Here is a 14656-nt window from a genome sequence, read left to right as displayed (position 1 = left end):
CCCGCCAGGGCCAGGGCGGCGCGGGCGGCGTTGGCGCCGCACGCGCCGTGCACGCCGCCGCCCGGGTGGGCGGACGCGGAAGCCAGGTACAGGCCGGCCACCGGGGTCTCGGCGCGGCCGAGGCCGGGCACGGGACGGAACACCAGCTGCTGGTGGATCATCGCGGTGCCGCCGTTGAGGGCGCCGTTACGCAGGTTGGCGTCGTGCTCCCGGAACGCGGGCGGGGCGGTGATCCGGCGGTCGACGATCAGGGAGCGGAAGCCCGGGGCCAGGCGCTCCAGGGCGTCCTCCAGGCGCGCGGCCATGGCGGCCCGTTCGCGTTCGTCCCAGGTGCCGGTGATGCCGTCCGGTCCCGCGTCGCCCTTCACCCGGTGGGGGACGTGCGTGTAGGCCCAGGCCGACTCCGTCCCGGCGGGGGAGCGCGCCGGGTCCGCGGTCGTGAGCTGCCCGAGGATCGCGAACGGCTCGGCCGGGACGCGGCCGGTGGCGAGCTGCGCGCCGTAGCCGCTCATCGCGTCCATGCCGGGGGAGAGGTGGACGGTGCCGGCGCGGGCCGCGCCGGGCGACGCCCAGGGGATCGGTCCCGACAGCGCCCAGTCGACCTTGAACGTGGCGTGGTCCCAGTCGAAGCGGTCCATGTCCGCGCGGAGCGTGCCGGGCAGGTCCTGCCAGCCGACGAGGCCGCCGTACAGGAGGGGCGCCGCCACGTCCGCCAGCACCGCCCGGGTGGCGCGCACCGGCTCGCCCGACGCGGTGCGCACGCCGAGCGCCCGGCCGCCGCGGACGATGACCGACGCGACCGGGGCGTCGCAGCGGACGCGCCCGCCCCGGGACTCCAGCCGCCGCACCAGCGCCGCCGTCAGCTCACCGGCGCCGCCCTCGGCCACCGGCCAGCCGTACCGCTGCCCGATCATGGCGAGGAGCCAGCCGAACAGCGCCCCGCCGGCCGTCTCCGGGGCCATGTCGGTGTGCAGCGCCCCGCCGGCGAGCATCAGCGGGCCGCCGGGCCCGGTGAACTCGTGCTCGCCGAACGTGCGCGCGGGCGACAGCAGGGAGCGCACGACGCGGAGCCCGCCCGCGCGCCGCGCCGACACCGCCAGCGGGAACGCGGCGCGGACGGGCGGGAACGGCGTGAGCAGGGCGCGCAGGAGCGGGTCGCCCATCTCGTCCCAGAGCCGGCAGAGCCGCAGCCACGCCGCACCGTCCCCCGGGGCGGACGCGTCGAGCCCGGCGGCGGTCGCGTCCGGGTCGCGTTCGAGGACGGCGCACCGCCCGTCCGGCAGCGGGTGCGCGAGGACGGCGGGCGCGTGCCGCCAGCGCAGCCCGTGCCGTTCGAGGCCGAGGGCGCGCATCGCGGGGGACGCGACACCGAGCGGGTAGAACGCGCTGCACACGTCGCTGACGTAGTCGGGGTGGACGCCCCGGTCGCTGCGGACGGCCCCGCCCGGTTCGGGCTGCGCTTCGAGGACCTCCACGTCCCAGCCGGCGTCGGCCAGCACGTTGGCGGCGACGAGCCCGTTGGGCCCCGCTCCGATGACCACGGCGTCCGCCATGCGGTACCGTCCCTCCCGGTGGGCGACGCCCTACGGGTACCCGGGACGGCGGTTTTCAGCCCCGGAGGGCCAGGCGGCGCACGAGGCGGGGGCACACGCGGTAGGCCGCCCGGCCCAGGCGCGCCCCGGCCGTGACCGGGACGACGGCCCGGTCGGCGCGGACCGCGGCGACGATCCGCTTCGCGACCTCGTCCGGGCCGGGGCCGTGCCGCGGGCCGCCGCCGGGCGCGCAGACGGCGCCGACCCTGATGCCCTTGCCCTTCAGCTCGGCGCGCAGGCGTTCGGACAGCATCAGCGCGGCCGCCTCGCCGGTGGCGGAGGCGGGCAGTGGCCGGGACGGCGAGAACGCGGCGGCGGACAACGCGTTGACGATGTGACCGCCCTGCCCGCGCTCAGCCATCTGCGCGGCGAACAGCCGCGAGCCGTGGATGACACCCCAGATGTTGGTGTCCAATGCCGCCTTCCAGTCCTCGGCGGACTGGTCGAAGAACGACCCGGCCAGTGCGGTCCCCGCATTGTTGACGACGACGTCCGGCACCCCGTGCTCGTGCATCACCGACTTGGCGAAGTCCTCCATCGCGGCCGGGTCGGACACGTCCACCGCGTAGGCGTGCCCTGCCGGGCCGATCAGCCCGGCGAGTTCCGCGGTCCGCCGCGCGGCGGCCGGGTCGAGGTCGGCGGCGACGACCTCGGCGCCGCGCTCGGCGAACGCCAGCGCGGTCGCGCGCCCGGTTCCGCCGCCCGCGCCGGTGACGACGACGAGGGAACCGTCGAAGGCGCGCCGCCCCTCGACCGCCCTGGCCCCGCGCAGCGCGCGGGACTCGGCCGCGGAGAGGGGGCCGCCCTGGACGCCGGTGATGTGCTCGCCGATCCAGCGTGCGACGGCGTCCGGATGGCTGCGCGGCACCCAGTGACCGGCCGCGACGGACCGGATCGACAGGTTGGGCACGCGGCGGGCGAGCCCGCCCACCAGGTGCGGCGAGACGAACAGGTCCCCGGTGGGGACGATGACCTGCGTCGGCACGTCCGTCCGCCGGTCGAGCGGCCGGCGCAGCCGCCGCACCATGTTCGCCCGGTACAGCCCGGTCCCGGACGCGCCGTCGCGCGCCAGGCTCTTCGCCGGATGCCCGGGGCGCGCGGGGATGCCCTCGCCCAGTTCCAGCGCGCGGGTGAACACCCTGGAGAACCCGGCCCGCCACATCAGCTCCGGCAGCAGCGGCGTCTGGAAGAGGTAGATGTACCAGGACCGCGCCGCCTGCCCGGCCGCCCGCCGGAGGTTCGACGGCGCCGGGCGGGTGAGGTTGCGGCGCATCCAGTGCCCCGCATGGTCCAGGCACGGCCCGGAGATCGAGGTGAAGGAGGCGAAGCGGTCCGGCATCGTGCAGACCGCCTCCCACGACTGGATGGAGCCCCAGTCGTGTCCGACCAGATGCACCTTGCGGTCGGGTGCGGTGGCGTCCAGCACGGACTGCATGTCGGCCATCAGGTACTCGAAGGCGTAGCGCCTGCGCCCCGCCGGCCGGGAGGACGCCCCGGCCCCGCGCACGTCGTACCGGACGACGTGGAACCGCCCGGCGAGCCGCTCGGCGACCTCGTCCCAGACGGCATGGGTGTCGGGGTAGCCGTGGACGAGCAGGACGGTCGGACGCGACCGGTCGCCCTGCTCGTAGACGGCGAGGTCGACGCCGTCGCCGCGGACCCGCCGCCGGGTGACGGGGGACGCCGGGGGTGTCATGTCGTTGTGTCTCTGGGGGCTAGGGAGGGGGTCAGGGGAGTCTAGGGGACTCTAGTAGGGGTCGTAGCCCGCGGCCTTGGCGGCGGGGGACTGCATCAGGTACTCCAGCGCCCGCGGCGTCGAGCACACCTTGGACGGGTGGTGGCTCGGCTTGAGGTAGACGGGAGCCTCACCGAGCAGCAGCCGGAAGATGCCTGGGACGTGCCCCAGCCGCACGGACCGCCGGTACGACCGGTACACGCGCAGCGGCGTCACCCGCTTCTTGATCGTGGGGTCCTGCTTGAGCAGGTACAGGGAGCCGCCGATCAGCGCCCAGTACAGGAAGAACAGCGACACCACCCAGGCGGCCGCGCGGGTGAGGTAGCCGCCGCCGAACGCCTTGTACACGTCGAACACGACCGACCGGTGCTCGACCTCCTCCGCGCCGTGCCAGCGCAGCAGGTCCAGCATCGTCGGGTCGACCCCGGCCTTCTCGAACCGGTCGTTGTCCATGATCCACTGGCCGAGGACGGCGGTGTAGTGCTCGATCGCGGCGACCGCGGCCAGCTCGAACCGCAGCCGGCGCCGCCACGCCCGCGGGTTCTTCTCCTTCAGCGCCGCCATCTGGGCGGGCCGGTCCGCGTTGCCCTTGGCCGCCGCGTCCGTGATCTTGGAGACGTCGATCCCGTTGGCCTCCAGGATCTGGTCGAGGACGCCCTGGTGGGAGCGGGCGTGCACCATCTCCTGGCCGATGAATCCCCTGATCTCCTCTTGGAGCCGCTCGTCCTTGATGTAGGGGCGGGCGTCCTTCACGCACTGGATGAACCACTTCTCGCCCTCGGGCAGGACGATGTGGAACGAGTTGATGATGTGGGTGGCGACCGGGTCGCCGGGCACCCAGTGCAGCGGCGTGTCCGACCAGTCGAAGGACACGCGCCGAGGCTTGATCGGCGGATGGCGCTCGTCGATCCCGGACGCCGGTCCGCCGCCTGTCAGGGGCCTCGTCATCCCGTCCCTCGCTTCCACGTGCCGGCACGCGGCGCGGGTGTGCGCACACGTGTGTCCATTGGTGCACGAGTCAACTCGAGTGGGCCGCAGGTTTCTTGAGAAGGACCCAACAAGTTACCGCTTGGTTTTCGGTCCGTGATGACAAGTGGGGCCTCACGGAGCGACGCGCTCTGCCCCCGTGTAGACGTTCATCGTCTCACCCCGCAGGAACCCGACGAGCGTCATCCCCGCGTCCTCGGCGAGATCGACCGCGAGCGACGACGGCGCCGAGACCGCCGCCAGCACCGGCACGCCCGCCGTCATCGCCTTCTGGGTCAGCTCGAACGACGCGCGCCCGCTCACCATGAGCACCGTCCCGGCGAGCGGCAGCCGACCCTGGCGCAGCGCCCACCCGATGACCTTGTCGACCGCGTTGTGCCGCCCGACGTCCTCCCGCAGCGCGAGCAGTTCGCCGCCGGCGTCGAACAGGCCCGCGGCGTGCAGGCCGCCCGTCCGGTCGAAGACCCGCTGCGCCTCGCGCAGCCGGCCCGGAAGCGCCGCGAGGACGCCGGGGGTGAGCCGCACCGGATCCTCGCCCACCTCGTAGGGCCGGTCGGCGCGCAGCGCCTCCACGCTCGACTTCCCGCAGACCCCGCACGCGCTCGTCGTGGTGAACGCCCTGGTCATGGAGTCGTCCGGCGGCGGCACCCCGGGCGCGAGCGCGACGTCCAGCGTGTTCTGCTCCGCGGTGTCGGCGCAGTAGCGCATCGTCGCCAGGTCGTCCGCGCCCCCGATCACGCCCTCGGCCGCCAGGAAGCCGGCGACGAGGTCGAAGTCGTGCCCGGGCGTCCGCATCGTGATCGTGAGGGCCTTGCCCGCGACGCGGATCTCCAGCGGCTCCTCCACCGCGAGCGTGTCCGGCCGGCGCCCGCGCGACCCGGAGGTACTGAGCCGCAGCACGGGCCTGCGCACGGTGATCCGCCCCATGGCGTGAAGGTACCCGGGAAACCCGGCGGTAACGAGAAAGTTCTCTCCGATACGTCCCGATTTGTGTCCCTTTCTTCTCGGGACCGGACGCCCTGGTACCGGGCCGCCCCGGAGATCGATCATCAGAGTGCATCAGGCGGCCCGCAGGGGACGCCGCGACCACTCAGGAGTGAGCTACACCGATGCGCAAGTTCCTTGTCCTGCCCGCCCTGCTCGGCGGCCTCGTGCTCTCCACCGCCGGATGCGAGGTCACCAAGTCCGTCGAGGTCACCAGGACCGTCTCCGCGGCCAAGGTCGAGGAGCAGCTCGACGCCAAGTTCAGCCCGCCGTTCGACGACGCCGGCATCGGCCCGGCCACCAGCGAGTGCCCGGAGAGCCTCAAGGGCGAGGTCGGCGCCACGCTCGAGTGCACCGTCCGCGACGCCACGGGCCGCGAGTACCGCATGATCGTGACCGTGACCTCCGTCGACGGGGACCAGGTCAACTTCACGATGAAGGAGGCGTAGCGGCCCGCCGGCCGGGCGGGGGAGCCCGGCCGGCGGCCCCGAGGGGTGAATGGGGTTCAGCATGGGAATCGGGAGGTGTGTGGGCCTTCTGGCGAGGAACCGTCTAGATTTGGGTCCTCACCCCCTACCGCCCAGCAGAGAGTGGTATCCGGCACCCCATCATGAGCACGTCACCAGGGAAGAAGAACCAGGTCGCAACCGGACTCAAGCGCCGAGGGACCCTCCTCGCGGCGGCCCTGCGGCCGCCGGGCCGCGTGCAAGGGCCGGACGGAGCGTCGGTGACGCCCCCGGGCGAGGACGAGGAGAGCTCGATCGTCCCCTCGAAGGTTCCCCGGCTCGTGGAGTCGCCGGTCTTCGTGCTGTGCTCGGTGCGTTCGGGGTCCACCCTGCTCCGCGTGCTCCTCAACAGCCACTCGCAGATCCGCGCGCCGCACGAACTCCACCTGCGCCACCTCCGGGTGAAGCCGGGCCGCGAGTTCACCCACGACATCATGGGCGAGCTGGAGTTGGACGTCCACGAGCTGCAGTACATGCTCTGGGACAACGTGCTCTCGTACGAGCTCCGGCGCAGCGGCAAGACGCAGATCGTGGAGAAGACGCCGTCCAACGCCCTGATGTGGCGCCGGCTGGCCGCCGCGTGGCCGGAGGCGCGCTACCTCTTCCTGCTGCGCCACCCCGCCTCGATCGTCGAGTCGGTCCTGGCCAGGCGCAAGGGCTCGGTGCCGGAGAAGGTCGTCCCGGAGATCCTCCGCTACGCCGAGCACATCGAGGAGGCCAGGAACGCGCTCTCCGGCCTCACCGTCCGGTACGAGGACCTGACGGCCGAGCCCGAGCGCGTGACCACGGAGATCTGCTCCTACCTCGGCGTGGAGTGGGAACCCGGGATGCTGGACTACGGCCGGCTCAGCCACGGCCCCTACCGCGCCGCCTTCGGCGACTGGGGCGCCAAGCTCAAGTCCGGCGAGATCCAGCCCGCCCGCCCGCTGCCCGCGGCGGACACGGTCCCGCCCGAACTGCGGGACATCGCCCGCGCCTGGAACTACCTCGACGCCCCGTGACACCGCGGACGTGAGACGGCGGGCCCGGGCCGGAGCGGCCCGGGCCCGCCGGAGCCCGCGGAGGCGTACGGGAATCGAACCCGCCGTCCCGAGATCCTCGGGACCATCGGCTTTGAAGGCCGGGGAGGCCACCAGGCGCTCACACGCCTCCGCCGTTGATCTTAGCCGCCGTAGAGGTCCTCGATGGCCGCGGAGTACTTGGTGTGGACGACGCGGCGCTTGAGCTTGAGGGTCGGGGTGAGCTCCTCGCTCTCGGCGGTCCACTCGGCGGGCAGCAGGCGCCACTTCTTCACCTGCTGGACGCGGGCGAGGCGGGCGTTGGCGTCCTCGACGGCCTTGGTGACCTCCTCCAGGACGAGGGGGTTCTCGGCGAGGGCGGCCAGGTCGGTGGTGTCGATGCCGTGGGCGGCGGCCCAGACGGGGGCGACCTCGCCGTCGAGGGTGATGAGCGCGACGACGTAGGGCCGGCGGTCGCCGAAGGCGAGGGCCTGGCCGATGAGCGGGTGCTCCTTGAGATGGTTCTCGATCATGGACGGGGCGATGTTCTCGCCGCCGGCGGTGATGATGAGCTCCTTCTTGCGGTCGACGATCCTGAGGAAGCCGTCGTCGTCGAGGCGGCCGACGTCGCCGGTGTGGACCCAGCCGTCGGAGTCGATCAGTTCGGCGGTCGCGTCGGGGCGGCCCAGGTAGCCGGGGGTGCAGGTGGCGCCGCGGACGAGGATCTCGCCGTCCTCCGCGAGCCTCAGCTCCACGCCGGCGAAGGGACGGCCGACCGTGCCGAGCTTGAAGGAGTGGGCGAGGTTGGCGGTGACGGCGCCGGTGGTCTCCGTCATCCCGTAGGCGTCGAAGATCTTCAAGCCGAGGCCGGCGAAGAAGCGGGCGACGTCGACGGGCAGCGGGGCGGCGGCGCTGGACGCCTGCACGACGCGGTCCAGGCCGAGCATGGCCCGCATCGGGGTGAGGACCGCCGCGTCGGCCTGCTCGAACGCGGCGGTGATCTCGGGGGTGAGCGTGTTGCCGAACTCCTGGGCCTGGACGTAGGCGCGGCCGGCGTCGAGGGCGGCGGCGACGGCCTGCTTCTTGGCCTGGTCCTGCTCGGCCGCCAGGACCGCCTGGATGCCCGCCATGATCTTCTCCCAGACGCGGGGCACGCCGAAGAACGAGTGCGGCCGGACCTGGGGGAGGATCGAGGTGAGCTGGGCGGGGTCGGGGCAGAAGTGGATGTGGGAGGCGATCCGCACCGGCAGGTAGTAGCTGAGGACGCGGTCGGCGATGTGCGCGAACGGCAGGTAGGAGACGCCGGCCGGGTGGTCGGGCAGCACCGAGCTGCGCTTCACCATCGCGCCCTCGTGCAGCACCATCGAGTGCGTGATGAGGACGCCCTTGGGGTCGCCCGTCGTGCCGGACGTGTAGAGCAGCGTGACGGTGTCCTCGGGCTTTACGGCCTGCCAGCGGCGGTCGATGGCGGCCGGGTCGGCGGCGAGCTCCTTGCGGCCCAGCTCCGTGAACGCGTCCCAGGACAGGTAGCGGTCGCCGGCGGGGCAGTCGGCCGCCTCCACCACGATGACCTTGCGCAGTTCGGGGAGGCGGTCCAGGACCGGCTCCCAGCGGTCGAGCTGGTCCCTGCCGTTGAGGACGGCGTACTTCGCGGAGCAGTCGCCGGCGACGAACGCGATCTGGTCGGGCGCGAGGGTGGCGTACACCGTGGTGGGGATGCCGCCGGCGTGGACGGCGCCGAGGTCGGCCAGGATGTGCTCGGAGCGGTTCGGCATCATCAGCGCGACCACGTCGCCCGCTTCGAGGCCGAGGGCCGCGAAGCCCGCGGCCGTCTCCAGGGCCCGGGTGCGGGTGCCGGCCCAGGTCAGTGTCCTCCACTCGCCGTCGACGCGGTCGGAGTAGGCCGGCAGGTCGCCGTGCCGCTCGGCGGTCTCGGCGAGGCCGGTGCAGATCGTCTGTCCCGCGAGGGCCTTGTCGAGTTCGGCCTGCTCTTCCTGGATCCCCATGTCGCCCCTATTAGTAAGTGATGACTTGCATAGTGAATCGCACCACGCCGAACGCGGTTCGGACAAGTGTTTCGGGGGATTTCCCGGCTGGTCGGGAAGCGATCTAGGCCCTGGGTGACCGCCCGCGTACCGTCCGTTTCTTGATCATTTGCGGTAGTTGTGCGTTAAATCAGGCGGTGACCCGCCTCACCCCCGTCGCCCGCCTCACGCAGTACGCGCACGGCGGTGGCTGCGCGTCCAAGATCCCTCCGGCGGAACTGGAGCGGATGGTGACGGGCCTCACCGGCGGAGGCGACCCGCTCGTGCTGGGCGGCCCGGACGGCGACGACGCCGCCGTGGTGCGGATCGAGGGCGGCCGCGCCGTGGTCTCCACCGCGGACTTCTCCACCCCCGTCGTCGACGACGCCTACGACTGGGGCCGCATCGCCGCCGCGAACGCGCTGTCGGACGTCTACGCGGTCGGCGGCGCGCCGGTGATGGCCCTCAACCTGCTCGGCTGGCCGAGCGACGCGCTGCCCGCCGAGCTGGCCCGCGAGGTCCTGCGCGGCGGGCGGGACCAGGCCGCGCTCGCCGGCTGCGCCATCGCCGGCGGGCACAGCGCCGACGACCCCGAGCCGAAGTACGGCCTCGCCGTGACCGGAGTCGCCGACCCCGGCCGGCTGCTGCGTCTGGACGCCGCGCGCCCCGGCCTCCCGCTGTCGCTGACCAAGCCGCTCGGCATCGGCGTCCTCAACGCGCGCCACAAGACCACGGGCGAGGTCTTCCCGCACGCGGTGGAGACGATGACGGCGCTCAACGCCGCCGCCGGCCTGGCCGCCCTGGAGCGCGGCGTCGCCTGCGCGACGGACGTGACCGGTTTCGGGCTGCTCGGCCACCTCTACAAGCTGGCGAGGGCGAGCGGGGTCACGGCCGTGGTGAACGCCTCCGCCGTGCCCTACCTGGACGGGGCGCGGGCCGCCGTCCGCGACGGCTTCGTCCCCGGCGGGTCGCGGCGCAACCTCGCGTGGGTCACCCCGCACACCGACTTCCGCCGGATCGGCGAGGAGGAGCGGCTGCTGCTCGCCGACGCGCAGATCTCCGGCGGCCTGCTGATCGCCGGCGAGGTCCCCGGCGCGCCCGTCATCGGCGAGCTGGTCCCGCCCGGGCGCCGCGCGCTGGTCGTGCGCTGACGCCCGCGTCCGGCCCCCGTGTCACCGATCCCGCCGTGGGTAGGGCCTCGCGGTGACAGGCCCCGGCGGCCGGGGGAGGGAGCGCACATGACCATTGGCGGGCTCGCCGCGGCCGTCGTCCTGGGCGTGGCCGTCGGGACGCTGGGACGGCTGATCGTGCCGGACCGGGAGAGCATGCCGATCTGGTTCGCGATGGCGGCCGGCATCGTCGCGGCGTTCGCCGGGACGGGCCTGGCCGACGTGTTCGGCGTGACGGAAGGCGAGGGCTGGAGCTTCGGGGAGACGGTCCTGCAGCTCGTCGCCGCGGTCGTCGGCGTCCTGGTGGTGACGGCGCTCTGGCCCAAGCGGACCCGCCGCTAGGACCCGCCACCGGCCCCCGCCTCTAGGTCGCCTTCCGCAGCACGGGACGCAGGCCGTCCAGGACGTCCGGGTCCTCGATCGTGGACGGGACGGTGACGTCCTCGCCGTCGGCGATGCCCCGCATCACGCCCCGCAGGATCTTGCCCGACCGCGTCTTCGGCAGCGCCGGGACGATGCTGACCTCCTTGAGGGAGGCGACGGGCCCCACCTGCTCGCGCACCATCCCGATCAGCTCGGGGCACAGCTCCTCCGGCTCGGCGAGGACACCGCTCTTGAGCACGACCAGCCCGCGCGGCACCTGCCCCTTGAGGGCGTCGTGCACGCCGATGACCGCGCATTCGGCGACGGCCGGGTGGGAGGCGATGACCTCCTCCATCGTCCCGGTGGACAGCCGGTGCCCGGCGACGTTGATCACGTCGTCGGTGCGGCCCATCACCCAGACGTAGCCGTCCTCGTCGATGTGCCCGCCGTCGCCGGTCAGGTAGTGCCCGGGGAACCTGGTGAGGTAGGACTCGACGAACCGCTCGTCGTCCTGCCAGAGCGTGGGCAGCGTCCCGGGCGGCAGCGGCAGCCGGATCGCGATGTCGCCGTCGGTGCCGGGCGGCAGCGCCGAGCCGTCCGGCCCGAGGATCCGCACGTCGTATCCGGGGACCGGTACCGACGGGGACCCGGGCTTGACGGGCAGGGGCTCCAGCCCGCGCAGGTTCGCCACGATCGGCCAGCCGGTCTCGGTCTGCCACCAGTGGTCGATGACCGGCCGGTCCAGGACCCGCGAGGCCCACCGGTAGGTGTCGGGGTCGAGCCGCTCCCCGGCGAGGAACAGCGTGTCCAGCGCCGACAGGTCGTGCCCGGCGAGCAGCGCGCCCTCGGGGTCCTCCTTCTTGACGGCGCGGATCGCGGTCGGCGCGGTGAACAGCGCCTTCACCCGGTGCTGCGCCGCGACCCGCCAGAACGCGCCCGCGTCCGGGGTGCCCACGGGCTTGCCTTCGTAGAGGACGGTCGTGCAGCCGGTGAGCAGCGGCGCGTAGACGATGTAGGAGTGCCCGACGACCCACCCGACGTCGGACGCGGCCCAGAACACGTCGCCCGGCCCCACACCGAACACGTTCTCCATCGACCAGCGCAGCGCGACCGCGTGCCCGCCGTTGTCGCGCACGACGCCCTTGGGGCGCCCCGTCGTCCCGGACGTGTACAGGATGTAGAGGGGGTCGGTGGCGGCGACGGGCACGCACTCGGCGGGCTGCGCGGCGGCGACGGCCTCGTCCCATTCCACGTCCCGCGGGCGGACGAGGTCGGCGTGCAGCTGCTCGCGCTGCCGGATCACGCACCGGTCGACCTTGTGGCGGGCCATCTCCAGCGCCCGGTCCAGCAGCGGCTTGTAGGGCACGATCCGGCCGGCCTCGATGCCGCAGGACGCCGACACGACGGCCTTGGGCCGGGCGTCGTCGATGCGGACGGCAAGCTCACGCGCCGCGAACCCGCCGAACACGACCGAGTGCACGGCGCCGAGCCGGGCGCACGCCAGCATCGCGATGACGGCCTCGGGCACCATCGGCAGGTAGATGACCACCCGGTCGCCGCGGTCGACGCCCTGCGCCCGCAGCGCCCCGGCGAACCGCGCGACCAGCTCGGTGAGCTCGCGGTAGGTGTAGGTCCGCACCGTCCCGGTGACGGGGCTGTCGTAGATGAGCGCGGCCTGGTCGCCGCGCCCCTCCTCGACGTGCCGGTCCAGGGCGTTGTCGCAGGTGTTGAGCTCACCTCCGGTGAACCAGCGGTAGAAGGGGGGCGCCCCGTCGTCCAGGACCCGGTCCGGCGGGACGAGCCAGCGCACGTCCCGCGCCGCCAGGCCCCAGAATCGGGTCGGATCGGCGATGCTGCGTTCGTACGCCGCCGCGTAGGCGCCCATGTCGTCCTCCCGGTTGCGGGTCCCGTGCCCGACTGCGATCCGGCCCGGACTGCGATTCGGGCCCACCCCTATAGGGCATGGCCCGGGTGCCGTTCGTCAAGGCCCCCCGCCGCCGCGTGTGCGCCGGACGGCGCGGAACCGCCCGGTCAGCGGGGGTGGCGCAGGCCGTGCACGAGGGCGACGGCGGCGGCCACCGCCGCGCCCGCGCCGACGATCCAGAAGCACAGCTCGTACGCGGCGAGGCTGGGGACGGTGGTGCCCGCGAGGACCCGCCCGGTCAGGACGGACGCGGTGACCGCGCCGGCGATGGCGCCGCCCGCCGTCCGCACCAGCGAGTTGATGCCGCTGGCGATGCCGCTCTGGTCCATCGGGACGTGCTGGACGGCGAGCGTGCCGAGCGCCGCGTAGGCGATGCCGAAGCCGACCCCCTGGATGGAGCTGAAGGCGAGCATGTCGTACGGGTGGGAGTTCGACACCGCCAGCCACACGTAGCACAGGCTCGCGAAGAGCGACCCGATGGCGAGCGTGAACGCGGGGCCGATCCTGGCGGCGATCCACCCGGCCAGGGAGGAGAAGACCAGCATCGTGACCGTGCTCGGCAGCATGTAGAGGCCGACGTCCAGCACCGAGCCGCTCAGCCCGTATCCGACCTCCTCCGGCCTCGCCTGCACGAAGCCCGCGATCAGCGTGAACGCGGCGAACATCGAGAAGCCGAGCAGGGCGGAGACGACGTTGGCCGGCAGCGACCGCGCGCCGACGAGCAGGTTCAGCCGGACCAGCGGGGCGCGGACGCGCCGCTCGATCACGACCCACCCCGCGCACAGCACGGCCGCCGCGCCGAACAGGCCGAGGACGCCGCCGGACGTCCAGCCCCACAGGTTGCCCTGGCTGATGCCGAGCAGCAGGCAGATCAGCCAGACGGCGAGGACGGCCACGCCCGGGTAGTCGGGCCGCCCGCCCGCGCGGACGCCGACGTCGCGGGCGGCCGCCGCGACCAGTGCCAGCCCGGCGGCGGCCATCGCGCCGGCGATCCAGAACACCGGGCGGTGGCTGTCGGTGCGGGCGGCGATCAGCCCGGTCACGATCATCCCGGCGCTGCCGCCGGCGCCCATGGTGGCGCTGACGACGCCGATCGCCGTGGTCACCCGCTCGGGCGGGAACGTGTCCCGGATCATGCCGATGGCCAGCGGGATCAGCGCGGCCGACACGCCCTGCAGGGCGCGCCCGGCGATCAGGACGAGGAGCGAGCCGGACAGCGCGCAGATCACCGAGCCGGTCCCGAGCAGGGCGAGCGACAGCAGGATCATCCGCTTCTTGCCGTACATGTCGCCGAACCGGGTCAGCAGCGGGGTGGCGACGGCGCCGGCCAGCAGGGACGCGGTGAACACCCACGTCACGTCGGTGACGGGGGCGTCGAAGAGGCGCATGAGCTGGGGCAGCATCGGCAGCACGAGGGTCTGCTGCACCGCCACGGTCATCCCGGCGAACGCCAGGGCGAGCAGGGTGCGCCCGGTGTGCCCGGGGCGCGCCGCGGGGCGCCCGGCCGCCTCGCGCGCCGTGGTCGGGGCGCCCGTCATGCGTACCTCCATCGGCCGGTCGGCGGTGGCCGGCCGATCGGCAATCCTGTTACTTACCTTAAGTAATAGTAGAGCGGTAGATTTGGTGGCATGTCAGCACCGGTGCCGCCGGACATCGTGGAGATCGAGCGGGCGATCAGCCGGGTCGCGCACATGCTCACCCGGTTCAGGCAGCACGACCGCACCGTCGTCGCGGCGGGCGTCCCGGTCGACCGCGCGGCCGTCCCGCTGCTGCGCGCGCTCGCGGAGCACGAAGGGCCCATGCGGCCCGGGGAACTCGCCGTCCGGCTGGCCGTGGAGGCGCCGCACGTCACCCGGCAGCTGCAGCGGCTGGAGCGGGCCGGGTACGTCGAGCGGGTGCCCGATCCCGACGACCGGCGGTGTCTGCGGGTCGGGCTGAGCGGCTCCGGGGTGGCGGCCGTGGAGTCCATCCGGGCCTCCGGGCGGCGCTGGATCGGCGAGGCCCTCGCGGCGTGGTCGCCCGCCGAGCGCGAACGGCTGGCCGGGCTCGTCAACCGCTTGGTCGACGACTTCGAGTCGCACTCCGCCGCGACCGCCGCCGGCCGGGACGCCGGTGATCCGGACCCCGGTGATCCGGCTTCCGGGGGGCCGGAAGCGGCGGCGCCGGCCGGCCGTACCGGGGCCGCCCGGAGCTGAACCGCCGACGATTTCTCCCTGTTCATGGTTTACGTGCACTCAGTGAGAAATTGCAGGCCGCGGTGTGGGGACGGTCGGGTTTTACCTCGGGCACCCGCCTCCATAGGGTTGCCTTCCGTGGACCTTCGTCTGCACAACCCCCGCGATGATTCCCCCCGCTCGGAGCGCTGCCGCGCGGC

12 protein-coding genes and 1 tRNA gene are annotated in these 14656 nt (G+C 73.6%); 5 read left to right on the top strand and 8 right to left on the bottom strand.

Annotation, left to right across the window (positions count from 1 at the left end; translation table 11 throughout):
* The 4 genes from E1289_RS20600 to fdhD all read right to left on the bottom strand — a co-directional run.
* Positions 1–1553: NAD(P)/FAD-dependent oxidoreductase (locus E1289_RS20600; RefSeq protein ID WP_131982555.1), on the bottom strand; the 1553-nt coding region annotated here is incomplete at its 3' end.
* 55 nt (positions 1554–1608) lie between these two features.
* Positions 1609–3288, bottom strand: coding sequence for an SDR family oxidoreductase (locus E1289_RS20595; protein WP_131982553.1), 1680 nt, complete (start codon positions 3286–3288; stop codon positions 1609–1611).
* 51 nt (positions 3289–3339) lie between these two features.
* Positions 3340–4275: a metal-dependent hydrolase gene (locus E1289_RS20590; RefSeq protein ID WP_131982551.1), complete on the bottom strand. Its 936-nt coding sequence runs from the start codon at positions 4273–4275 to the stop codon at positions 3340–3342.
* 153 nt (positions 4276–4428) lie between these two features.
* Positions 4429–5241 carry a formate dehydrogenase accessory sulfurtransferase FdhD gene (fdhD, locus tag E1289_RS20585; RefSeq protein WP_131982549.1) on the bottom strand — a complete coding sequence of 271 codons (813 nt, stop codon included), beginning with the start codon at positions 5239–5241 and terminating at the stop codon, positions 4429–4431.
* A 182-nt stretch (positions 5242–5423) separates the two neighbouring features.
* Here fdhD and E1289_RS20580 point away from each other — a divergent pair, with 182 nt between their 5' ends.
* Both E1289_RS20580 and E1289_RS20575 read left to right on the top strand, forming a co-directional pair.
* On the top strand, positions 5424–5747 hold the full coding sequence (locus tag E1289_RS20580; protein ID WP_131982547.1) for a DUF4333 domain-containing protein: 324 nt from the start codon (positions 5424–5426) through the stop codon (positions 5745–5747).
* Between the two features lie 161 nt (positions 5748–5908).
* A complete protein-coding gene (locus tag E1289_RS20575) occupies positions 5909–6805 on the top strand; it encodes a sulfotransferase (RefSeq protein ID WP_131982545.1) in 897 nt (298 codons plus the stop codon).
* A 57-nt stretch (positions 6806–6862) separates the two neighbouring features.
* On the opposite strand, the gene E1289_RS20570 is transcribed toward E1289_RS20575, so the two are convergent.
* Both E1289_RS20570 and E1289_RS20565 read right to left on the bottom strand, forming a co-directional pair.
* Positions 6863–6956: transfer RNA gene (locus E1289_RS20570), tRNA-Sec, on the bottom strand.
* A 10-nt stretch (positions 6957–6966) separates the two neighbouring features.
* Positions 6967–8808 (bottom strand): AMP-dependent synthetase/ligase, encoded by a 1842-nt coding sequence (locus E1289_RS20565; RefSeq protein ID WP_131982543.1) that lies wholly within the window; start codon positions 8806–8808, stop codon positions 6967–6969.
* 176 nt (positions 8809–8984) lie between these two features.
* Between E1289_RS20565 and selD the strand changes: the two genes are divergently transcribed.
* Positions 8985–9977 (top strand): selenide, water dikinase SelD, encoded by a 993-nt coding sequence (gene selD, locus E1289_RS20560; protein WP_131982541.1) that lies wholly within the window; start codon positions 8985–8987, stop codon positions 9975–9977.
* An 87-nt stretch (positions 9978–10064) separates the two neighbouring features.
* On the top strand, positions 10065–10337 hold the full coding sequence (locus E1289_RS20555) for a GlsB/YeaQ/YmgE family stress response membrane protein (protein WP_131982539.1): 273 nt from the start codon (positions 10065–10067) through the stop codon (positions 10335–10337).
* A 22-nt stretch (positions 10338–10359) separates the two neighbouring features.
* Here E1289_RS20555 and E1289_RS20550 read toward each other — a convergent pair whose 3' ends face one another.
* Positions 10360–12243: a propionyl-CoA synthetase gene (locus E1289_RS20550; RefSeq protein ID WP_131982537.1), complete on the bottom strand. Its 1884-nt coding sequence runs from the start codon at positions 12241–12243 to the stop codon at positions 10360–10362.
* 146 nt (positions 12244–12389) lie between these two features.
* Positions 12390–13820 carry an MFS transporter gene (locus E1289_RS20545; protein WP_131982535.1) on the bottom strand — a complete coding sequence of 477 codons (1431 nt, stop codon included), beginning with the start codon at positions 13818–13820 and terminating at the stop codon, positions 12390–12392.
* 90 nt (positions 13821–13910) lie between these two features.
* Between E1289_RS20545 and E1289_RS20540 the strand changes: the two genes are divergently transcribed.
* Positions 13911–14477, top strand: a complete 567-nt coding sequence (locus E1289_RS20540) for a MarR family transcriptional regulator (RefSeq protein ID WP_131982533.1) — start codon at positions 13911–13913, stop codon at positions 14475–14477.
* The last annotated feature ends 179 nt before the right edge of the window (positions 14478–14656 follow it).

This window comes from Actinomadura sp. 6K520 (genome assembly GCF_004349245.1).
Lineage (GTDB): Bacteria > Actinomycetota > Actinomycetes > Streptosporangiales > Streptosporangiaceae > Spirillospora.
Note: the sequence above shows the minus strand (reverse complement) of the source record. Positions and strands in the feature narration are given on the sequence as shown.

What these genes read in the sequence shown, in the direction of transcription:
- E1289_RS20595 (WP_131982553.1), bottom strand. Translation starts at nt 3,288, where the DNA reads ATGACACCCCCGGCGTCCCCCGTCACCCGGCGGCGGGTCCGCGGCGAC.
- E1289_RS20540 (WP_131982533.1), top strand. Translation starts at nt 13,911, where the DNA reads ATGTCAGCACCGGTGCCGCCGGACATCGTGGAGATCGAGCGGGCGATC.
- E1289_RS20545 (WP_131982535.1), bottom strand. Translation starts at nt 13,820, where the DNA reads ATGACGGGCGCCCCGACCACGGCGCGCGAGGCGGCCGGGCGCCCCGCG.
- E1289_RS20580 (WP_131982547.1), top strand. Translation starts at nt 5,424, where the DNA reads ATGCGCAAGTTCCTTGTCCTGCCCGCCCTGCTCGGCGGCCTCGTGCTC.
- E1289_RS20550 (WP_131982537.1), bottom strand. Translation starts at nt 12,243, where the DNA reads ATGGGCGCCTACGCGGCGGCGTACGAACGCAGCATCGCCGATCCGACC.
- E1289_RS20555 (WP_131982539.1), top strand. Translation starts at nt 10,065, where the DNA reads ATGACCATTGGCGGGCTCGCCGCGGCCGTCGTCCTGGGCGTGGCCGTC.
- E1289_RS20565 (WP_131982543.1), bottom strand. Translation starts at nt 8,808, where the DNA reads ATGGGGATCCAGGAAGAGCAGGCCGAACTCGACAAGGCCCTCGCGGGA.
- E1289_RS20590 (WP_131982551.1), bottom strand. Translation starts at nt 4,275, where the DNA reads ATGACGAGGCCCCTGACAGGCGGCGGACCGGCGTCCGGGATCGACGAG.
- fdhD (WP_131982549.1), bottom strand. Translation starts at nt 5,241, where the DNA reads ATGGGGCGGATCACCGTGCGCAGGCCCGTGCTGCGGCTCAGTACCTCC.
- E1289_RS20575 (WP_131982545.1), top strand. Translation starts at nt 5,909, where the DNA reads ATGAGCACGTCACCAGGGAAGAAGAACCAGGTCGCAACCGGACTCAAG.